Origin of the sequence: Salinicola halimionae (assembly GCF_003206065.1) — a bacterium.
Taxonomy (GTDB): Bacteria; Pseudomonadota; Gammaproteobacteria; order Pseudomonadales; family Halomonadaceae; genus Salinicola; species Salinicola halimionae.
This window is the reverse complement of sequence record NZ_PZJQ01000005.1, coordinates 295,598-315,335: the sequence shown is the minus strand read 5'-3', so window position 1 is coordinate 315,335 and position 19,738 is coordinate 295,598. Positions and strand designations below refer to the sequence as shown.

Sequence of the window (19,738 nt, the reverse complement as noted above, 5' to 3'; positions counted from 1 at the left end):
GTAAGACCAATTAACCACAATTGGCAGTGACCCGTTCTGTGGTTATCTTCCGAGTCAATCGCCGTGGGCCGGCGATCGAGAGCCAGATATCGATACGGCCGGCGATACCCAACGCTGATAACAACGACTCAGGGGTTCTCGATATGGACCACACGCTGCTCTCGCTGCTCGCTTTCCTACCACTGGTACTGGCCGGCGTCTTGCTGATCGGGTTTCGCATGGCGGCACGCACGGCAATGCCGATCGTGTTCGTCGTCGCAGTACTGATCGCGCTCCTCGCCTGGGACATGACCGGCACCCGTGTTCTGGCCTCGACGCTGCAGGGCCTGATCATGACCGTCTCGCTGCTGTGGATTATCTTCGGCGCGATTCTGCTGCTCAATACGCTGAAACATTCGGGCGGCATCATGGCGATCCGTAACGGCTTCTCCGGGATCAGTCCCGACCGTCGTGTGCAGGCGCTGATCGTCGCCTGGCTGTTCGGTTGCTTCATCGAGGGCGCCTCCGGCTTCGGCACGCCGGCCGCAGTAGCTGCGCCGCTGATGGTGGCGCTGGGCTTTCCGGCGTTGGCTGCCGTGGTCGTCGGCATGATGTTGCAGTCGACGCCGGTCTCGTTCGGCGCCGTCGGCACGCCGATCGTCGTCGGTGTCACCGGCGGCGTGAATCAGGCGGGTATCACCGAACAGCTCACCGCCAATGGCTCGACCTGGGAAACCTATTTTCGCCTGATCACCTCGGAAGTCGTCATCACCCACGGCATCATCGGCGTGTTCATGCCGCTGATCCTGGTCATCGTGATGGTACGCTTCTTCGGCGAGAACCGGTCCTGGACCGAAGGCCTATCGATCACGCCGTTTGCGCTGTTCGTCGGCGTCAGTTTCGTGGTGCCTTCGATGCTGGTGGGCGTGTTCCTAGGGCCGGAATTCCCGTCGCTGCTGGGCGGTCTGATCGGGTTGGCAATCGTGGTGCCTGCAGCGCGCAAGGGCTTCCTGCTGCCCAAGGACACCTGGGATTTCCCGGAACGCTCGAAATGGCCGGCAGAATGGCTGGGCACCATCGAGATCAAGGTCGAAGAGGTTGCCGGTCGCGCACCGATGTCGACGCTGCGTGGCTGGATGCCCTACGTCATCGTCGCCATTCTGCTAGTGATCTCCCGCACCATTCCCTCGGTGAAGGCGGGACTATCGTCGATCAGCACCGGCTGGAGCAACATTCTCGGCGAGCAGGGCGTCTCCGGTAGCGTCGAATGGCTGTATCTCCCTGGCGGTATCATCCTGATCGCTGTGATCTGCACGATTTTCCTGCACCGCATGCGTGCCCAGCAGATCACCGCCGCCTTTGCGGAATCGTCCAAGACCATCTTCGGCGCCGGCTTCGTGCTGCTGTTCACGATCCCGATGGTGCGAATCCTGATCAACTCCGGCGTCAACGAGTCCGACCTGGTCTCGATGCCGGTTGCCATGGCCCAGCTGGTCGCCGATGGCGTGGGGCAGGTCTACCCGCTGTTCGCGCCGGCGGTCGGCGCACTGGGCGCGTTCATTGCCGGTTCCAATACGGTTTCCAACCTGATGCTGTCGGCGTTTCAGTTCAACGTCGCCGACGCCCTGGGCGCCTCCACCGCGATGATGATCTCGCTTCAGGCCGTGGGCGCCGCCGCCGGCAACATGATCGCGATTCACAACGTGGTGGCGGCATCGGCCACCGTCGGCCTGCTGGGCCGCGAGGGAACGACGCTACGCAAGACGATCCTGCCGACGCTCTACTACTGCCTGTTCGCGGGGATCATCGGGCTGCTGACGTTCTATGTCTTCGGCCTCACCGACCCCCTCATGGGTGGATGAGAGCCTGCGTACGCTCCTGGTCACGCCAGAGCGTCTTCTCTCTCGCCAATCCTTGGCATCTGTCAGTGACTCCCGGTACCGCCGGGAGTCACTCATTCATCATTATATTGGTCTGACCACTTTCCAGATCGTTGGGCTTTTGGCTAATAGCCCTCGACGGCGACCTTCCACAGAATGACGGCATCGACAATGTGGAAAGTCCTTCCACAAACCTCACTTTTTCTGAACCGTGCCTGACGCCGACCGGCCCCAGGAGATGTCATGGAACTGCTTTACGACGAGCGCATCGATGGCGACATCGCCAACGTCGACAAGTCGGCGTTGATGGCGGCCGTTCTGGCGGTCGCCCCCCAGTTGACGCTGCTTGATCGGGAGGAAGACCTGCGCCCTTTCGAATGCGACGGATTGTCGGCCTATCGCGTGCTGCCGATGCTGGTGGCCATGCCCACGACGCTGGCCGAGGTCGAGGCCCTGATGCGGGTCTGCTACGAACATGCGGTGCCCGTAGTGACGCGTGGCGCCGGCACCGGCCTCTCCGGTGGCGCTCTGCCACTGGAGAAGGGCGTGCTGCTGGTGATGTCACGCTTCAACAAGATCCTGAGCCTTGACGCCGATGCTCGCCTCGCCCGCGTGCAGCCAGGAGTGCGTAATCTGGCGATCAGCGAGGCGGCGGCGCCGTTCGGGCTCTATTACGCGCCCGATCCCTCTTCGCAGATCGCCTGCTCGATCGGCGGCAATGTCGCCGAGAACGCGGGCGGCGTGCACTGCCTGAAATACGGGCTCACCGTTCACAATGTGCTGAGCGTGGATATCGTCACCATCGAGGGCGAACGCATGACGCTCGGCGGCGAGTCGCTGGACACCCCGGGTTTCGATTTGCTGGCACTGTTCATGGGATCCGAGGGCATGCTCGGCGTGATCACCGAAGTCACGGTGCGCCTGCTGCCGAAGCCGGAAGTCGCCAAGGTATTGATGGCCTGCTTCGACGACGTCGAACTCGCCGGCAAGGCGGTAGGCGACATCATTGCCGCCGGCTGCATTCCCGGCGGCCTCGAGATGATGGACAACCTGGCGATTCGTGCCGCCGAGGACTTCATCCACGCCGGCTATCCGGTCGAGGCCCAGGCGATCCTGCTGTGCGAGCTGGATGGCGTCGAGGCCGACGTGCGCGCCGACTGCGAGCGGGTTCGAGATCTGCTCGAAGCGGCCGGTGCCACCCAGATCCAGCTCGCTCGAGACGACGCCGAGCGCCAGCTGTTCTGGGCCGGCCGCAAGGCAGCCTTCCCGGCCGTGGGCCGTATGTCGCCGGACTATTACTGCATCGATGGCACCATTCCCCGGCGCGAGCTACCGCGTGTGCTCAAGGGCATCAACGATCTCTCCGCTCATTACGGGCTGCGGGTCGCCAATGTCTTCCATGCCGGCGACGGCAATCTGCATCCATTGATTCTGTTCGATGCCAACCAGTCGGGCGAGCTCGAAGCCACCGAGGCGCTCGGCGGCAAGATTCTCGAGCTGTGCGTGGAGGCCGGCGGCACCATCACCGGCGAGCATGGCGTTGGCCGCGAGAAGCTCAATCAAATGTGCACCCAGTTCGCCGCCGACGAGATCACCCTGTTCCACGCGGTGAAATCGGCCTTCGACGAGCGCCGGCTGCTCAATCCCGGCAAGAATATTCCGACGCTGGCGCGATGCGCCGAGTTCGGTGCCATGCACGTGCATCACGGCGAGCTGCCGCATCCCGAGCTGCCAAGATTTTAAGCGTTGTCACAGGGCATAGCGCCATGCCGATCAAGACACAGGGAATCACGCCCATGACTCATCTACAGGATCAGCAGCCGGAATACACCCTGCCGGGCGAGCCTGGCGCTACTGTCTCGAGCGGGCCGGCGGCAGGCAACGATGACAGCACAGCACTGTGCGAACAGGTGGCACGTGCCCATGCCGAGCGGGCCACGCTGCGTATCGTCGGCGGTGACACCAAGGCGTTCTACGGTCGCCGCGTCGACGCCGCGCAGTCGCTCTCCACCACCGGTCATCACGGTATCGTCCACTACGATCCGGTGGAACTGGTGGCGACCGTGCGCGCCGGCACTCGGCTGCGCGATCTCGAACGGACGCTCGCCGATAATGGCCAACGTCTGGCTTTCGAGCCGCCGCATTTTGGCGCCAATGCCACGGTCGGCGGCATGGTCGCCGCCGGACTCTCTGGCCCGCGTCGCCCTTGGGTCGGCGCGGTTCGCGATTTCGTGCTGGGTGTGCGCGTCATCACCTTCGAGGGCAAGCATCTGCGTTTCGGCGGCGAAGTGATGAAAAACGTCGCCGGCTACGATCTCTCCCGCCTGATGGTCGGCGCCCAGGGCACCCTCGGCGTACTGACCGAGATCTCGTTCAAGGTGCTGCCCATCCCTCACGCGCACGCTTGCCTGCGACTCGAACTGCCGCTGACCGAAGCGTTCGATCGACTGACGGTCTGGGGGCGCGAGCCTTTACCGATCACTGGTGCCGCCCATGATGGAACGGCACTGCACGTGCGTCTCGAAGGCGGTGAAGGCTCGGTATCGGCCACACGTCAGCGGCTTGGTGGTGAATCGGAAGACCCACTGTTCTGGGAGCAGCTACGCGAGCAGCGCCTGCCCTTCTTCGATGGCGCTTTCGATACCTCTACCGGACGGACCCTGTGGCGACTATCGCTGCCAACACTGGCGCGCACGCCGGCTCTAGAAGGCGACTGGTTCATCGACTGGGGCGGTGCCCAGCGCTGGCTGCGGAGCTCTGACGAAATAGACTCTGAAGAAAAAGGCCCTGAACAAAGCGGTTCGGAAAGCGATACCCATATCAAAGAAGTGGCGATTGCAGCTGGCGGCCATGCCACGCGTTTTACGCCGAACGCCAACGGAGATTCGCCCTTCACGCCGCTGACGCCGGTACTGGACAAATATCACCGTCAGCTCAAGCAGCGGCTCGATCCCCAGGCGATTTTCAACCCCGGCCGGCTCTACGCCGAGTGGTAAGCCGTCTCGATGCCCACAGTGGCAAGCCGTTCCAACGTCATGTGGCAAGGAGTCATCATGCAGACCCATTTTTCCGACGCCGCTCGTGCGAAGCCGCATATCGTCGAGGCCGATCGCATTCTGCGCACCTGCGTGCATTGCGGTTTCTGCAACGCCACTTGTCCGACCTATCAACTGCTGGGCGACGAACGCGATGGCCCTCGAGGGCGTATCTATCTGATCAAGGAGCTGCTGGAGAGCGAAGACGGCGATACGCAGGTCACCCAGGAAACGCAGCTGCATCTCGACCGTTGTCTGAGCTGTCGCAGCTGCGAGACCACCTGCCCTTCAGGGGTCGAATATCACAAGCTGCTGGATATCGGTCGTGCCGAAATCGAGCGTCGGGTTGGTCGCAGTCCGGGGGATCGCGCGCTTCGATTCGGCCTGCGCGCCATGCTCCCCGAACCCAAGCGATTCAAGACTCTGCTGGCTCTGGGCCAGACATTTCGTCCGCTGGCACCGCACGATCTGCATGACAAGATTCCCGCACGCCAGCCGCCCCCCCAAACTCGTCAGCGAAAACGCCCCGATCCCGCCACACACGCTCGCCAGATGCTGATTCTGGAAGGCTGCGTACAGCCGAGCCTGGCACCCAATACCAACGATGCCACGACCCGGGTACTCGACCGGCTCGGCATCGGGGTGCGACCTGCCCAGGAAGCCGGTTGCTGCGGCGCCATCGACTTCCACCTCAATGCTCAGGAGGCCGGACGCGAGCGCATGCGCGCCAATATCGATGCCTGGTGGCCCATGATCGAGAGAAAGGGAGCAGCGGAGACGGACGCCGACGGGGTGGAAGCGATCGTCCAGACCGCCAGCGGCTGCGGCGCCTTCGTCAAGGAGTACGGCGAGATGCTGGCCGACGACCCCGAATATGCGATCAAGGCAAAGCGGGTCAGCGAGCTGGCCAAGGATCTGGTGGAAGTGCTGCGGGAAGAAGATCTGGAAGCGTTAGGGGCGCGTCATCCCGCGACGCGTCTGGCATTTCACTGTCCGTGTACGCTACAGCACGCGCAGAAACTGGGCGGTGCCGTCGAAACGGTTCTCACGCGGCTGGGATTCGCGCTTGCGCCCGTGCAGGATGGTCATCTCTGCTGCGGTTCCGCCGGAACCTATTCGATCACGCAACCGACGCTGGCCAAGCGCCTGCGCGACAACAAGATGGACGCGCTGGAAGCGCAAGCGCCGGACACCATCGTCACCGCCAATATCGGCTGCCAGAGTCATCTCAACGGCGCCGGTCGGACACCGGTCCGTCACTGGATCGAACTGGTGGATGAATGCCTGGAAGCCAATGATTCAAGGACAGATTGATTCAAGAATGGGCTGATTCAGGCCCAAGCTGACTCAGGGCGACCGGCTTTCGGTAACCCGTAACGCACTCTCTCGAAACGCACTTCTCTCTCGAAAGGACGACCGATGCTCACTAAATCCGCACTCGAACTCAACGACGTCAATGCCATTCTGGATGCCGCGCAGACCGAAGCCGAAGCACAGGGCTGGGCGGTCACCATCGCCGTCGCCGATGACGGCGGCCATCTGCTCGGCCTGCGCCGCATGAATGGCGCCGCCCCATTCAGCGCTGGCGTGGCCACCGAAAAGGCACGCAACGCCTCGATCGGCCGCAAGGAAACTCAGGTGTTCGAGGATATGATCAATAATGGGCGTACCGCCTTCGTGACTGCACCGATGACCGCGCTGCTGGCCGGCGGGGTGCCGGTGGTTCAAGACGGTCACGTGATCGGCAGTGTCGGCGTTTCCGGGGTCAAGCCGGACCAGGACGTTCAGGTCGCCAAGGCTGGCGTGAAAGCCATTAGTTAAAACCATCGCCTGAAACTATCGCCTGGCGCGTCCTGACGGGATCGTTTGCTAACGCTTCTTGGAAGGCGCGTTCCTGGCACGACTGCCGGGGCCCGGCTTGCCTGAACGGTTCTTGCCGGCGGGTTTGACGCTCGCCTTGCCTTTCGCGCCAGGTTTCCCCGCGCTGGACGCTTTGGCTTTGGGATGTGGCTTGCCCGCAGCACCGTTCTTGGGGCCGGGCCGCCCTTTGCCGTTGGCGGCGTTCTTGCCTCTGGGATGGGGCTTGGATGCGGCGGCTTTGCCGCCGGTTTTGGCCCCTGCCCCTGAATTCGCTTTTGCACCGGTTCTGGCACCAGGTTGCGCTGATTTCTGGCGGGCTTTGGAGACCGGCGATTTTGCCTTGCCGGCACCCGAGCGAGAGCCGGAGTTGGGTTTGGCGGACCGCCTCTTCTCCGGCGCGGCGTCAGAGCTTTCCGTCAACGCAACAATGGTGTCGATCTCTTTCGGGGTGAGATCCCGCCAGTCGCCAAGCGCCAACCCCTTGAGCGAGACGTTCATGATCCGGGTACGCACCAGTTGGGTGACTTCGTAGCCGAAATATTCACACATCCGGCGTATCTGGCGGTTGAGCCCCTGAACCAGGGTAATGGTGAATACGAACGTCGACTCTTTGTGCATCTGACAGCGCTTCGTCACCTTGCCCAGTATCGGCACGCCACGCTGCATGCCATCGACGAACTCGTCGGTGACCGGCTTGTTCACCGTCACCTGATACTCTTTTTCATGATGGTTGTTGGCGCGCAGGATCTTGTTGACCAGATCGCCGTTGTTGGTCAAAAAAATCAGCCCCTGGGAGTCCTTATCGAGTCGCCCGATGGGGAAAATACGCGCCCCGTGTTTGACGAATTCGACGATATTGTCCTTCTCGCTGGATTCGGTCGTGCTGACGATCCCCACCGGCTTGTTCAACGCGATCAGGATCAGATCTTCCTCTTCCTGAGGCTCGATATCCTGGCCGTTGACCTTGACCCGATCGCCAGCTACCACCTGGTCACCGGTGGTGGCACGGCGACCGTTGATCCACACGTTGCCTTGCTCCACGAAGCGATCGGCTTCACGGCGAGAGCACATCCCACTTTCGCTGATGTACTTGTTGATACGGGTCGATTGTCGTAACGCCATAAAACACAGTCTCGCTGAAAAAGGGATGGCACAGCGTTCTCATTAAAACACTGAGCTAGCGCCAGCTCTTCTGACCCTAGGCCACACGCCTGACTAGTTTGACGCTTCCTCTTCGGAGATAAAACCTGGGCCGCCGATATCGCCGTTAGATATCACCTGTCTTGACGATTGCCGGCGTCTCCTCGGCCGGCAAAGTTCTACCTGAAAGAACATTATAGCTTCAGACAATATTCTTTAGTCGCAATTCATAGTCTCGAGATTGACCCGGCATACGGACAGTCTTAATTTCCACTGTCGGAACCGGTTCTACAAAAGAGAATAATGGAGACGCCATGAAATTCACGCCCCTCAAATCCGCCGCGCTATGTGTGGCGCTCTCGTTGACGGCACTGCCTCTGATTACCCAGGCAGCCGGCCCGGACGGAAAGATCGACTGCATCGCGCCCGCCAATCCCGGCGGCGGCTGGGATTTTACCTGCCGCAGCGTGGGTCAGGTGCTGAGCGAGATCGGCGCCATCGACGGTAGCGTCCAGACTACCAATATGCCGGGCGCCAGCGGTGGGGTGGCGTTCTCCCACGTGGTAACCAAGCGAGCCGGCCAGAACGACGTCATCGTCTCGGCGTCGACGTCGACCACCACTCGCCTGGCCCAGCATCAATTTCCCGGCATGGACGCCGACATGGTCAACTGGGCCGGCACCGTCGGCGCCGACTATGGCGTGATCGCGGTAAGCAAGGACTCACCCTACCAGACCCTCGAGGAACTGCTGGACGCGATGGAGCAGAAGCCCTCCAGCGTGAGCTTTGCCGGTGGCAGCGCCAGCGGCGGATGGGACCATCTAAAAGTATTGATGATGGCGCGCGCCGATGACATCAAACCGTTGAACAAGATCAAGTATTTGCCGTTCGACGGCGGCGGCGAGGCGATGACGCAGGTCGTCGGTGGCCATATCGACGCCTTCTCAGGCGATGCGTCGGAGATTCTGGGATTCGTCGAATCCGGCGATCTACGCGTTCTTGCGGTTCTCGCCGATGGCCGCCTACCCGGCGCACTCAGCGATTTCCCCACTGCCAAGGAACAGGGAGTCGATGTTGAAGGCATTAACTGGCGCGGATTCTACCTGCCGCCGAAACTCTCTGAGGAAGATGTCGCCTGGTGGGAAGATGCCCTGCATAAGGTCTATGAAAGCCAGGAGTGGAAGGATGTCATGCAGCAGAACGGGCTGATTCCGTTCGATCGCAGTGGTGACGCTTTCAAGGACTACGTCCATCAGCAGATCGCCGATATCGAAACGATCTCCAAGGAAGTCGGCCTGATTCAGTAAGATCCGCCAGTGACAACGGCTGGCTCACCAGCGAGTCAGCCGTTGTTCTTGCTCACTCGATCCATTCCCGTCTCTCTTGAGCCTACGGGCTTTCGTCACGGGCTGTCGATGCAACGACCGTCAGGTGGCCCGGAGTGCACGGGGCCATTGGCGCTCGAGACGTGGCGCGTACTGGATCAGCAAAGGCGTATGACGATCCTTGACTGCCGTCGTGAACCGCTCGCTGGGACCGGACAGCGCCAGGGCGCCCATCAATTCCCCTTCGCCGTTGTAGATACCGATCGCCGCCGCCGAGAGTCCGGCCTGCCGCTCGCCGCTCGATACCGCGACCTGGCCCCTGGGCGTTTCGTAATTGAGCACTCGACCCGCCGCGCCACGCCCCAGCGGCAGTCTTACGCCTTCTTCGAGGTGGTGTCGTACTTCCAGGCGCCCGTTCTCGCGCAGACGACAGATGCGGTGATCGCCGTCTCGCACATAGAAGGAAGCGGTCTCCTCGCTGGCATCACGCAGTGACTCCAAAATCGGCCGAACCAGGTTCTCGAGCTGTGGTCCGTCCCCCGCCAACGGCGCCAGGCGCGACACCGCCGGCCCAACCCGGTAGATGCCGCGTTCGTCTCGGGTGACGTAGCCGAAATGCTCCAGCGACGACATCAGTCGCAGGATGGTGCTCTTGTAAAAACCCGTGGCATTGGCCAGCTCGGTCAATGAAAACTCCCGTCGCTCCTGGGAGAACGCCTCGAGAAGAGTCAGCGCTCGCTCGACGGCCTCGACGCGCCGTTGGGCCATAGGACGCTCCTTTAAGATCATTGACTGTCATGGATTGGACTAATGGCGAATGTTGCGACAGACAAAACGGTATTGCAACTCGCTCGAGCCGGCCATATTCTCTCTGAAAGAATTCGTTTCATCAGGAGGAATGATGTCATCGCCGTTAAGCGGTTACCGGGTACTCGATCTGACCAATGTGCTGGCCGGCCCGTTCTGCTGTCATCAGCTGGCCCATCTCGGTGCCGAGGTGATCAAGGTCGAGCGACCCCAGGGTGGCGATCTTGCCCGCCAGCTCGGCGCAGACCCGGCGCTCAACCGCGATCTGATGGGCGTCTCTTTTCTCGCCCAGAATGCCGGCAAGCGTTCGGTGACACTGGATTTCAAGCAGGCTGACGATCGCGAGGCCTTCCTCGAGCTGGTCGCGAGTGCCGATGTCGTGGTCGAAAATTTCCGGCCCGGCGTCATGCAACGCCTGGACCTAGGCTTCGAGACACTGCGCCAGACGAACCCCGAGCTGGTCTATTGCGCCATTTCGGGCTTCGGCCAGGACGGTCCGCTGGCCAACTACCCGGCCTACGACCAGATCATTCAGGGCATGGCAGGCGTGATGAGTATTACCGGCTCGCCGGAGAACGCACCGTATCGAGTCGGCTACCCGCTGGCGGATACGGTTGGCGGTCTGACGGCGGCCATGGCGATCAATGCCGCCCTGGCCGAGCGACCGCGCAAGGCGCATTTCATCGACATTTCGATGCTCGAATCCGTGCTCGCCACCATGGGCTGGGCCGTGTCCAACCTGCTGATCGCCGATAAACCGCCCCAGCCGATGGGCAACGACAACGTCACGGCCAGCCCTTCCGGCACGTTCGCCACTGCTGACGGGCTGATCAATATCGCCGCCAACAAGCAGGAGCAGTTCGAGGCGATCTGTCGCCTGATGGAGCATCCGGAATGGGTGGAGGACCCGCGCTTCGTCCAACGTCAGGCACGTCTGGATAACCGCCAGGCGCTCAGCGACTGCATCGAAGCGGCTTTGCAACGCGAAACCACCGAGTACTGGTGGCCCAGACTGGTGGAGGCCGGAGTTCCTGCAGGGCCCGTCTACAGCGTCGCGGAAGCCTTGGCACACCCGCAGGTTCGCGATCGCGGTCTGATCGAGCGGTTCGACAGTGCCGAGATCGGCCGGCCACTGGAAGTGGTCAGCGGCGGTTACCGCTTCGACGGCCAGGCACCCCGCGTTGCTTCCCCGCCCCCGCGCCTGGGTCAAGACAACGCCACCTTGCTTCCTGCTCAAGCTGCCAACGACGAATAAACCGGAGATATTCCATGAGCGATACTTCTGCGCCCGACTTCCGTGCCCAACAGTGGTGGCACACCGACATCATCGACATGCGCCCCGGTGAGATTCGCTATCGCGGCTATCCCATCGAGGAGCTGATCGGCAACGTCGGGTTCACCGACATGGTGTGGTTGATGACCCGCGGTGAACTGCCCGGCCGAGCGCAGGCAGCATTGCTCGAAGCGGCGTTGATGAGCGCCGTCGATCATGGCCCGCAGGCACCGAGCATCGCCATCGCACGGATGGCGGTGACCTGCGGCAGCAGCCTCAACAACGCCATGGCCTCCGCCGTCAACGTGCTAGATGACGTTCACGGCGGCGCCGGCGAACAGGCCGTGGAACTGTATCAGTCGATACTCGAGAACCAGATCGGCGGACGCAAACTGGAAGCCGCCGTAGAGGAAGGCATTGCCAGCTGGCAGCGCGAGCGGACCAGGATCATTCCCGGCTTCGGCCACCGCTTCCATCCCATCGATCCGCGCGCTCCACGGTTGCTGGAACTGGTCGAAGAAGCCACCGCTCGTGGCGAAGTGGATGGCAATTTCGTCGCCATCGCCCGTGAAGTCGAACGCCAGTTGATCGCCATGAAAGGCAAGCCGATCCCGCTCAACATCGACGGCGCCACCGCCGTCATCTACGCCGAGCTAGGTTTCCCCGCCCCGTTGGCCCGCGGCCTGTTCTGCCTCTCCCGTTCGGTCGGCATTCTCGCCCACGCCTGGGAACAGCAGTGTCAGGGCGGCCGCAACAAGGGGCCGATGCCCAAGGGATGGTTGTGGCCCTATGGCGGCCCGGCCCAGCGACCGGTACCGCATCGAGATTGACCAGGTCACGCCATCCGGGAATGCTCAGGCCTCATGAAATTCGCGCCCGGCCGTGGTCTCGCGGATCACGCCGGTACGGATGACGAAGTCTCCGAAGGGTTCGGCGGCTTCGCGCTCGGCGGCGTAGCGCTGAATCAGTGGCGTCAGTTCCTCGAGGATCGTCGCTTCGTTGATGTTTTCGCGGTAGAGCTTGTTCAGCCGTTGCCCGCTGAAGCCGCCGCCGAGATAGAGGTTGTAATGCCCCGGCGCCTTGCCGACGAAGCCGATCTCGGCCAAATAGGGTCGCGCGCAGCCGTTGGGGCAGCCGGTCATGCGCACGATGATCGCATCCTCGGCGAGCCCGGCTTGCTGCATCACGTGCTCGAGCTTGTCGATCAACGACGGCAGATAGCGCTCGCTTTCCGCCATGGCCAGCCCGCAGGTCGGGAATGCCACGCAAGCCATGGCATTGCGCCGTAACGGAGACGTTTCCGCGACCAGTCGGTGGCGATCCAGTAACGCATCGATGGCCTCGCGCCGGGACTCATCGACCTGTGTGATGATCACATTCTGATTGGTGGTGAGAACCAGATCGCCATCGTGCTGCTCGGCGATCTCGCGCAGGCCGGTGCGTAGCTGCGGGCCATCCGGAAAGTCGGCGATTCGTCCGTTCTGGACGAACAGCCCGTAGTGCCAAAGACCGTCATCGCCCTGAATCCAGCCCAGACGATCACCGTTGTTCTCGAAGTGAAACTCGCGCGCCGGTGCCAGCGTCTCGCCGAGGTGCCCTTCGACTTCGGCCTTGAACGCTTCGAGCCCCATGTCCTCGACGGTATATTTCAGTCTCGCGAGTTTGCGGTCACGACGATTACCGTTGTCGCGCTGTACCAGCATGATCGCCTCTGCCACGGCGGGAACAGCGTCCGGCGCGCAGTAGCCGATCGGGTCGGAAAGCCGCGGAAAGGTCGACGGTTCGCCATGGGTCATGCCCATGCCGCCGCCGATGCAGACGGTAAAGCCCTGGAGTTCGCCATTTTCGCCTTTTAGAACATCGGCAATGAAGCCGACGTCATGGGCGAACAGGTCGACGTCGTTCTCCGGCGGAATCGCCAGCGCCACCTTGAACTTGCGCGGCAGGTAATGGCGCGTATACAACGGCTCCTGTGGATCGAGCGGTTCCTGGTCATCTCCAACCTTCGCCTCCGACTCAGTGCGCTCCGGTTCACGCTTCGATTCACGTTCCGGTTCACGCTCCTGGGCACCACCGGCGACACGCTCTTCGCCGAGAAAGATTTCGTGATAGGCGCGGGTACTGGGCAGTAGACGGGTACTGATCCGATGGCTGAGTTCGTAAACCTGGCGATGGACTGCTGAGCGATGCGGATTGGCGGTGCAGATCACGTTGCGATTGACATCGCCGCAGGCGGCGATGGTGTCCACCATGGCCTGATGAATCGTCTGCAGATGCGGGCGCAGATTTTCCTTGAGCACGCCGTGGTACTGGAAGGTCTGGCGAGTGGTGATGCGCAGCGTGCCATTGGCGTAGCGCGAAGCGACGTCGTCGAGGGTCTGCCACTGGGCGGGCGTGACCAGACCGCCGGGCAGTCGCAAGCGCACCATGAAACTGTAGAGCGGTTCGAGCTTCTGGTGGCGACGCTCGTCGCGCAGGTCACGGTCGTCCTGCTGGTAGAAGCCGTGAAACTTGGTCAACTGCGTATCCGCCTCGGCGATCGCCCCGGTGGCGCGGTCGGCCAGGCCCTCTTCGAGCGTGCCGCGCAGGTAGTCGCTCTCTACCTTGAGCCGCTCGTTGGGATGCAGCTCATCGAGCGGTACGTCACGCAGTTTGGCAATGATGTCCATGTCGGCTCCTAATAGATGTCGCGCTGATACCGTTTCTCCTGCTGCATCTGGCGCAGATAGTCGTCGGCGCCGGCTTCACCGTGCCCGCCCTGTTCACGGATGACATCGCGCAATGCCTGATGTACGTCCGGCGCCATGAACTCGGCATCGCCACAGACGTAGACATACGCCCCGGCTTCCAGCCAGGCGTACAGCGTTTCGGCTTGTTCGCGCAGCCGATCCTGAACGTAGACCTTGTCGGACTGGTCGCGGGAGAAAGCGACGTCGAGTCGCGTTAGCAATCCATGCTGGCGCCACCTGAGCCATTCCGACTGATACAGAAAGTCGCTGCGAAAGCGTCGATCGCCGAAGAACAGCCAGTTGTCGCCACCGGCGCCACGCTCCTCACGTTCCTGCAGGAACGCGCGAAACGGTGCGACGCCGGTGCCAGGGCCAATCATGATCAGTGGCGCCTCGTCATCTTCCGGTAGCTTGAACTGCTTGTTGCGGTCGATGTAGATCGGCACGCGATCGCCAGGCTCGATGCGATCCGCCAGGTAACTCGTGGTCACGCCGTCGCGGGCGCGGCCATGGGTGGCGTAGCGCACCACGGCGACGGTGAGATGCACCTCGTCGGACGCCGCCGCCTGGCTCGAGGCAATCGAGTAGAGCCGTGGCGGCAGCTTGCGCAGCGCCGCCGAAAACTGGGCGGCGTCGATTCCGTCGACCGGGAACTGCTCGACCACATCGATGATGTGGCGCCCCTGCAGCCAGTCGCGCAGCTCGGAGCGGGCGTCTTCACCCAGCAGGCGGCGCAGTTCCGGCGCCTGCGACCATTCGGCCCACTGCTGCAGGAACGGCCGCGTCAGCGTCGTCACCTCGAAATCCGTCAGCAGCGCATCGCGCAGCACGCGTCCTTCCTCCAGCGGCGATTCGGCATCGAACTTGAGCATTTCGATCAGCTCGTCGACATGGGCAGGATCGTTCTGCGGCACCACCCCGACCGCGTCGCCCGGCAGGTATTCGAGCCCCGACTCTTCCAGCGACAATTCGAGATGCAGCGTCTGCTTGTCCGAGTCGCGACCGTTGAGCGGCTGGCTGGTCAGCACCTCGGCCAGGAACGGGTGCTTCTTGGAGTAGCGTAGTTGAGCGCTCTGCGAAGCGTCGGCTTCAGCGGCCTGAGCCGGTGGCGGCGTGGCGAGATCGGCGGCCAGCGCCTCGAGCACCTCGTCGATCCAGACCTCGGCCGCCTCCTCGTAATCCACATCGCAATCCGTCCGCGCATGGATCGATTCGCCACCGAGCTCCGCCAGGCGGGCGTCGAACTGCTTGCCGGTCTGGCAGAAGTGTTCGTAGCTGGTATCGCCCAGCCCCAGCACGGCGAAGCGCAACCCCGCGAGTTTCGGCGCCTTGCGCCCCATCATCAGTTCGTGAAATTCGAGCGCCGGATCGGGCGGATCGCCGTCGCCCTGGGTGCTGACGACGACCAGCAACCGCTCGACTTCCTTCAGCGTCTTCTTGCCGGCATCCGCCATGCTCGTGAGCTTGACGTCGAAGCCCTTCGCACCGGCACGCTCGGCCGCCAGTTCGGCCACACCCTCGGCATTGCCGGTCTGGCTGCCATAGAGCACGGTCAACGTAGTGGATGTCGCTGGCGCCAACTGCGATGTCCCGGCCGCCGCCTGGGCGCCGAGACCGGCCAGGTAACCGCTCAACCATTGGCACTGGGAGGCATCCAGATCGGTCAAAGCCTGCTGCACGCGCTTGGCCTGATCGGCACTCAGGGGGCTGTTGGTGTCGGTCAGCGAGTTGGGAGCCATCCATGACCTCTCGGCACATCCGGTAACCGATAAACCGGTAAATTGAACGAAACGGCGCGAAACGCGCTCTCGAAATCGATTGGCCAAAGCCTAGTCGGTTAATCGTTGAGTGTTGGGGTATGGTGCAAGAATCAAAAAGTCCGATCGGCGCTGTCCTTATTCCATCGAACGATCATGCTTTCCTCGATCAGGTCTGATTCCCTCGATCAATCAGCCAGTCATAGACCCGGTGATCGAGGCTTTGCGGACTCACGGCGAAAACGCATACTCGGATTTTTCCCGACAGCAGAGGCAACCATGGCCTATCGACTTTTCATCGCTAACAAGAACTACTCTTCCTGGTCGATGCGACCCTGGGTGCTGCTGCGCGCGCTTGAGATCCCGTTCGAGGAGGTACTGACGCCGTTCGAAGGCGCCGGCCAGCAGCAGGCGTTCACGCACTTTTCGCCGACCGCCAAGGTCCCCTGCCTGCACGATGACGATCAGGTGGTTTGGGATTCACTGGCGATTCTGGAATTCATTGCCGAGGATCACCCCGCCGCGTGGCCCGGTGATCGCGCCGCCCGCGCTTGGGCTCGCTGCGCCAGCGCCGAGATGCACTCAGGCTTTGCCGCGATACGCGACGAGTGCTCGATGAACTGTTCGCTGACCATCGACCTGGACACGCCGAGCGAGGCGCTCGAGAAGGATCTGATCCGGCTCGATATTCTATGGCAGGAGGGTCTCGACGTGTTTGGCGGCCCCTGGCTCGCCGGCGACTCGTTTACCGCCGTGGACGCCATGTTCGCCCCGGTCGCGGTTCGTATCCGCGGCTACGGTATCGAACTCGGCACCGCCGCCATGGCCTACGTCGAACGGTTGCTCGCCCTTCCGGCGGTGGCCGAATGGGTCGAACAGGGCATCGCCGAACCGTGGGTCGACGAGCCCCATGAAGCCGATTGCGTTCGTGGTCGACGGATTATCGAGGATCGCCGTCAGCGAGCGTGAAGCCGACGCTTCGAGCGGAGGCCCCGCTATCTCGAGAGCTCTCGGGGTCGGATTTAAAAGTGCCACAACCTCGAGCGCTGGCCGGTTGCTCGGACCACCGTGCGGTGGTCCGAGTCTGTTGCGGAGATCAGACGCCGAATCAGTACAGTTCGGCCAACGCCTCCTTGGTGAAATCGCTTAGCGATTCCTCATCGCGGGCATGCACTTTCTTCACCCACGCCGGATCGCTCAGCAAGGCGCGGCCGACGGCGATCAGGTCAAACTCGTCGCGCTCCATCCGGGCCACAAGCTTATCCAGGCTGGCCGGGGTGGAGCTTTCGCCGCTGAATGCACCCATGAAGTCGCCGGACAAACCGACCGAGCCGACGCTGATCGTGGGCGCGCCCGTGAGTTTCTTGGCCCAGCCGGCGAAATTCAGCCCCTCAGGGCCGTCGAGTTCCGGATATTCCGGTTCCCAGAACCGCCGCTGTGAGCAGTGCAGAATATCCGCGCCGGCTTCCACGAGCGGGGACAGCCAGGCCGCCATTTCATCCGGTGTGTTGGCCAGGCGTACGTCGAAGTCCTGCTGTTTCCACTGACTGACGCGGAGGATGATCGGCAGATCGGGGCCGACGGCGTCACGCACGCTCTTGACGACTTCGGCGGCAAAGCGGGAGCGGTCCTTGAGCGTGGTGCCGCCGTATCGATCGCTGCGCTGATTAGTGGCCGCCCAGAAGAACTGGTCGATCAGATAGCCGTGGGCCGCGTGAATTTCGACCGTGTCAAAACCGAGCCGTTTGGCGTCGACAGCGGCTTGGGCATAGGCATCGAGCGTGTCGGCGATAGCCTCTTCACTCATGGCTTTGCCGCGAGGCTGACCGGGCGCGACCAGACCGGACGGGCTTTCCACAGGCACGTCCTGAACCCAGTCCGTGAGAAAACTGGAGACCGAGCCCACGTGCCAGATCTGCGGCCCCATGCGACCACCCACTTCATGCACGCCATCGACAACGTTCTGCCAGCCGGCCAGCGCGTCTTCGCCATAAAAGAACGGGATGTTCGGTTCGTTGCGCGCGGCCGGCCGATCGATGGTGGTGCCCTCGGACAGGATCAGACCGACCTCGTTCTCGGCACGCCGCCGGTAGTAGGCCGCGACGTTCTCGCCAGGTATGCCCGCCGGCGAAAACGACCGCGTCATCGGCGCCATGACAATACGGTTCTTGAGCGACAGTGATTTCAATTGAAAAGGCTGAAACAGCGCGTCGACATTGGATGAGGCCATGAAGATGCTCCGAGTGATAAGATGGGACTTGCGGTATAGGACTTATACCAGATACCCACCGGATACTTTCAACTCACCAGATAGCCTCGAGGAAACCGCCATGCTCAATTCATCGCACCCGACCGCGGCGGCCAATTGCCCCAGCCGCGTGATTCTCGATCAAATCGCGGACAAGTGGTCGGTACTGGTACTGGCTGCCCTGTGCAACGAACCGCTGCGCTTCAACGCACTCAAGCGCCAGTTGGAAGGCATCACCCAGAAGGCATTGAGCCATACGCTGCGGCGGCTGGAACGCAATGGCATCGTCGAACGCCGCGTGATCGCCTCGGCTCCGGTGGCCGTGGAATACCGGATCACGCCGCTCGGGCGAACGCTCAAGGCGCCTTTTCAGGCGCTGCATCAATGGACGCTGCAATACCATCACGAAGTCGAAACGGCACGGCGCGACTACGATGAACGCCAGAAAACGCTGGAGGAGGCCACTCCGAGCGCATAGCGGCCTTTTGACTTGAATGCCATCCACGAGCCAAGACTGGTTCGAATCATTTTCGAGCTTTCAAGGATAATAATGGTCCTGCCTGGCCCGCTGGACGACAGCGATGAGATTAGCCTTCGCCGAGCGCCTGCTCGCACATCCGGCCGCGACCGTCTGACTCATACATCAGCAAGCCTGGATTCGACGCTTGGCGCGCTGAATTCGCCACATGGTGATCAGATTGGTGCCGAGCGCGATGAGCTCGGCAATGGCGCCACCGATCGAACCGATGATCAGCGCATTCGCGAGCCAGCTTAGCGCGACGCCCGCCAGCAGCGCTCGCATGGGCAGGCCCCGCAATAGAAACATCGCCAGCGTACCGAAAATGGCAGCGAGCAGCGGGAAAATATCGTACCAGGACTGCCAGGTCGCCATGGCGACCGCCGCCGTTGCCGCCAGCACCAGCCACATGATCCCCTGACGCCGCGGAAACCGCCGCGCTAGCCAGATCCGGACGACCACCAGGCCCGACATGCCAGCCGCGACTGCCTCGCCAAACAGCAGGAAATGCACGGCGAAGGCCACGTTGGCGAATATCAGATAAAGCAGCAGCCGGTCATCCTGACGACTGGCAAATGCCGCGATGATGAAGCCGAGGGCCACGAACCCGCCCAATTGAGCGGCGATCCATATCGGGCTATGAGCGTCCATGCGGCTCCTAATGTCGAGGCAGGATTGGCGTGAAAGGCCTCAAGCTTAAACGATTGGAGTCGTGACCGATGCATCAGCATCAAAAGGGCGGGGCATGTAAAGCCCGTGGCCCTCTCCTGCCGTCATGGGTTATTGATAGAAGCGTCCTGACACACCACTTCCACGTTGATACCGTCCGGATCCAGTACATACGCCGCATAGTAGTGTTCGTGGTAGTGCGTTCGGACGCCAGGCGGCCCGTTGTCGACCCCACCGGCCTTCAGTGCGGCCTGATGGAAGGCATCGACGATGGCTCGGTCCTGCGCTGCAAAGGCGATGTGCGTGCCGGCGCCCGGAGGCTCGTTGTCATGAATCCAGAGTCTGGGATAGCCGTCCTTGCCGAAACCGTGGCGTGTGCCCCCTGTGCGGGTGCGCTCGGGTCCGACCGTGAGGACTCGATAGAGGCCCAGCGGGGCCAGAGCCTGTTCGTAAAAATGACGCGATGCCTCGGCATCGCGCACGGCAAATTCAACATGGTCGAGGATGGTCATGGCTGTA

General features: G+C 62.2%; 17 protein-coding genes. 10 read left to right on the top strand and 7 right to left on the bottom strand.

Annotated features, from left to right (window positions below; all coding sequences use genetic code 11):
* The first annotated feature begins 143 nt into the window (after window positions 1–143).
* From DOM27_RS14325 to DOM27_RS14305, 5 genes are all read left to right on the top strand, one after another.
* Complete coding sequence (locus DOM27_RS14325; RefSeq protein ID WP_110656870.1) at window positions 144–1,841, top strand: L-lactate permease; 1,698 nt, start codon at window positions 144–146, stop codon at window positions 1,839–1,841.
* Window positions 1,842–2,102: 261 nt separating this feature from the next.
* Window positions 2,103–3,602, top strand: coding sequence for a glycolate oxidase subunit GlcD (glcD, locus tag DOM27_RS14320; protein WP_110656867.1), 1,500 nt, complete (start codon window positions 2,103–2,105; stop codon window positions 3,600–3,602).
* A gap of 23 nt (window positions 3,603–3,625) precedes the next feature.
* Window positions 3,626–4,855 carry a glycolate oxidase subunit GlcE gene (glcE, locus tag DOM27_RS14315; protein ID WP_245392733.1) on the top strand — a complete coding sequence of 410 codons (1,230 nt, stop codon included), beginning with the start codon at window positions 3,626–3,628 and terminating at the stop codon, window positions 4,853–4,855.
* Between the two features lie 57 nt (window positions 4,856–4,912).
* Window positions 4,913–6,208, top strand: coding sequence for a glycolate oxidase subunit GlcF (gene glcF, locus DOM27_RS14310; protein ID WP_110656862.1), 1,296 nt, complete (start codon window positions 4,913–4,915; stop codon window positions 6,206–6,208).
* A 105-nt stretch (window positions 6,209–6,313) separates the two neighbouring features.
* Window positions 6,314–6,715 (top strand): GlcG/HbpS family heme-binding protein, encoded by a 402-nt coding sequence (locus DOM27_RS14305; RefSeq protein ID WP_110656859.1) that lies wholly within the window; start codon window positions 6,314–6,316, stop codon window positions 6,713–6,715.
* 48 nt (window positions 6,716–6,763) lie between these two features.
* Here DOM27_RS14305 and rluF read toward each other — a convergent pair whose 3' ends face one another.
* Entirely contained in the window at window positions 6,764–7,876 is a 1,113-nt protein-coding gene (gene rluF, locus DOM27_RS14300) for a 23S rRNA pseudouridine(2604) synthase RluF (protein ID WP_110656857.1), read from the bottom strand.
* Window positions 7,877–8,208: 332 nt separating this feature from the next.
* Here rluF and DOM27_RS14295 point away from each other — a divergent pair, with 332 nt between their 5' ends.
* A complete protein-coding gene (locus DOM27_RS14295; RefSeq protein ID WP_110656855.1) occupies window positions 8,209–9,201 on the top strand; it encodes a Bug family tripartite tricarboxylate transporter substrate binding protein in 993 nt (330 codons plus the stop codon).
* 120 nt (window positions 9,202–9,321) lie between these two features.
* On the opposite strand, the gene DOM27_RS14290 is transcribed toward DOM27_RS14295, so the two are convergent.
* On the bottom strand, window positions 9,322–9,987 hold the full coding sequence (locus DOM27_RS14290) for an IclR family transcriptional regulator (RefSeq protein ID WP_188113733.1): 666 nt from the start codon (window positions 9,985–9,987) through the stop codon (window positions 9,322–9,324).
* Window positions 9,988–10,120: 133 nt separating this feature from the next.
* Here DOM27_RS14290 and DOM27_RS14285 point away from each other — a divergent pair, with 133 nt between their 5' ends.
* Together DOM27_RS14285 and DOM27_RS14280 are read left to right on the top strand one after the other, a co-directional pair.
* On the top strand, window positions 10,121–11,281 hold the full coding sequence (locus DOM27_RS14285; RefSeq protein ID WP_223162357.1) for a CaiB/BaiF CoA transferase family protein: 1,161 nt from the start codon (window positions 10,121–10,123) through the stop codon (window positions 11,279–11,281).
* 14 nt (window positions 11,282–11,295) lie between these two features.
* Window positions 11,296–12,129, top strand: coding sequence for a citryl-CoA lyase (locus DOM27_RS14280; RefSeq protein WP_110656849.1), 834 nt, complete (start codon window positions 11,296–11,298; stop codon window positions 12,127–12,129).
* A 24-nt stretch (window positions 12,130–12,153) separates the two neighbouring features.
* Here the strand turns inward: DOM27_RS14280 and DOM27_RS14275 are convergent, their stop codons facing one another.
* Both DOM27_RS14275 and DOM27_RS14270 read right to left on the bottom strand, forming a co-directional pair.
* The gene (locus DOM27_RS14275) at window positions 12,154–13,968 is read right to left on the bottom strand and encodes an NADPH-dependent assimilatory sulfite reductase hemoprotein subunit (RefSeq protein ID WP_110656847.1); all 1,815 of its coding nucleotides are present in this window, start codon (window positions 13,966–13,968) and stop codon (window positions 12,154–12,156) included.
* An 8-nt stretch (window positions 13,969–13,976) separates the two neighbouring features.
* Window positions 13,977–15,767: an assimilatory sulfite reductase (NADPH) flavoprotein subunit gene (locus tag DOM27_RS14270; protein WP_110656844.1), complete on the bottom strand. Its 1,791-nt coding sequence runs from the start codon at window positions 15,765–15,767 to the stop codon at window positions 13,977–13,979.
* A gap of 297 nt (window positions 15,768–16,064) precedes the next feature.
* Here DOM27_RS14270 and DOM27_RS14265 point away from each other — a divergent pair, with 297 nt between their 5' ends.
* Window positions 16,065–16,754: a glutathione S-transferase family protein gene (locus tag DOM27_RS14265; protein ID WP_110656842.1), complete on the top strand. Its 690-nt coding sequence runs from the start codon at window positions 16,065–16,067 to the stop codon at window positions 16,752–16,754.
* 139 nt (window positions 16,755–16,893) lie between these two features.
* Here DOM27_RS14265 and DOM27_RS14260 read toward each other — a convergent pair whose 3' ends face one another.
* Window positions 16,894–18,015 (bottom strand): NADH:flavin oxidoreductase, encoded by a 1,122-nt coding sequence (locus DOM27_RS14260; RefSeq protein WP_110656839.1) that lies wholly within the window; start codon window positions 18,013–18,015, stop codon window positions 16,894–16,896.
* 100 nt (window positions 18,016–18,115) lie between these two features.
* Here DOM27_RS14260 and DOM27_RS14255 point away from each other — a divergent pair, with 100 nt between their 5' ends.
* Window positions 18,116–18,511: a winged helix-turn-helix transcriptional regulator gene (locus DOM27_RS14255; protein ID WP_110656837.1), complete on the top strand. Its 396-nt coding sequence runs from the start codon at window positions 18,116–18,118 to the stop codon at window positions 18,509–18,511.
* 165 nt (window positions 18,512–18,676) lie between these two features.
* On the opposite strand, the gene DOM27_RS14250 is transcribed toward DOM27_RS14255, so the two are convergent.
* Together DOM27_RS14250 and DOM27_RS14245 are read right to left on the bottom strand one after the other, a co-directional pair.
* On the bottom strand, window positions 18,677–19,201 hold the full coding sequence (locus DOM27_RS14250; RefSeq protein WP_110656835.1) for a YgjV family protein: 525 nt from the start codon (window positions 19,199–19,201) through the stop codon (window positions 18,677–18,679).
* A 122-nt stretch (window positions 19,202–19,323) separates the two neighbouring features.
* Window positions 19,324–19,731, bottom strand: a complete 408-nt coding sequence (locus DOM27_RS14245; RefSeq protein ID WP_110656832.1) for a VOC family protein — start codon at window positions 19,729–19,731, stop codon at window positions 19,324–19,326.
* Window positions 19,732–19,738: the final 7 nt, after the last annotated feature.

Bases quoted from the DNA above. Each gene is read 5' to 3' on its own strand.
- DOM27_RS14285 (WP_223162357.1), top strand. From the start codon at position 10,121: ATGTCATCGCCGTTAAGCGGTTACCGGGTACTCGATCTGACCAATGTG.
- DOM27_RS14265 (WP_110656842.1), top strand. From the start codon at position 16,065: ATGGCCTATCGACTTTTCATCGCTAACAAGAACTACTCTTCCTGGTCG.
- DOM27_RS14255 (WP_110656837.1), top strand. From the start codon at position 18,116: ATGCTCAATTCATCGCACCCGACCGCGGCGGCCAATTGCCCCAGCCGC.
- glcE (WP_245392733.1), top strand. From the start codon at position 3,626: ATGCCGATCAAGACACAGGGAATCACGCCCATGACTCATCTACAGGAT.
- DOM27_RS14325 (WP_110656870.1), top strand. From the start codon at position 144: ATGGACCACACGCTGCTCTCGCTGCTCGCTTTCCTACCACTGGTACTG.
- DOM27_RS14245 (WP_110656832.1), bottom strand. From the start codon at position 19,731: ATGACCATCCTCGACCATGTTGAATTTGCCGTGCGCGATGCCGAGGCA.
- DOM27_RS14280 (WP_110656849.1), top strand. From the start codon at position 11,296: ATGAGCGATACTTCTGCGCCCGACTTCCGTGCCCAACAGTGGTGGCAC.
- DOM27_RS14275 (WP_110656847.1), bottom strand. From the start codon at position 13,968: ATGGACATCATTGCCAAACTGCGTGACGTACCGCTCGATGAGCTGCAT.
- DOM27_RS14260 (WP_110656839.1), bottom strand. From the start codon at position 18,015: ATGGCCTCATCCAATGTCGACGCGCTGTTTCAGCCTTTTCAATTGAAA.
- DOM27_RS14295 (WP_110656855.1), top strand. From the start codon at position 8,209: ATGAAATTCACGCCCCTCAAATCCGCCGCGCTATGTGTGGCGCTCTCG.
- DOM27_RS14250 (WP_110656835.1), bottom strand. From the start codon at position 19,201: ATGGACGCTCATAGCCCGATATGGATCGCCGCTCAATTGGGCGGGTTC.
- DOM27_RS14270 (WP_110656844.1), bottom strand. From the start codon at position 15,767: ATGGCTCCCAACTCGCTGACCGACACCAACAGCCCCCTGAGTGCCGAT.
- DOM27_RS14305 (WP_110656859.1), top strand. From the start codon at position 6,314: ATGCTCACTAAATCCGCACTCGAACTCAACGACGTCAATGCCATTCTG.
- DOM27_RS14290 (WP_188113733.1), bottom strand. From the start codon at position 9,987: ATGGCCCAACGGCGCGTCGAGGCCGTCGAGCGAGCGCTGACTCTTCTC.
- glcD (WP_110656867.1), top strand. From the start codon at position 2,103: ATGGAACTGCTTTACGACGAGCGCATCGATGGCGACATCGCCAACGTC.
- rluF (WP_110656857.1), bottom strand. From the start codon at position 7,876: ATGGCGTTACGACAATCGACCCGTATCAACAAGTACATCAGCGAAAGT.
- glcF (WP_110656862.1), top strand. From the start codon at position 4,913: ATGCAGACCCATTTTTCCGACGCCGCTCGTGCGAAGCCGCATATCGTC.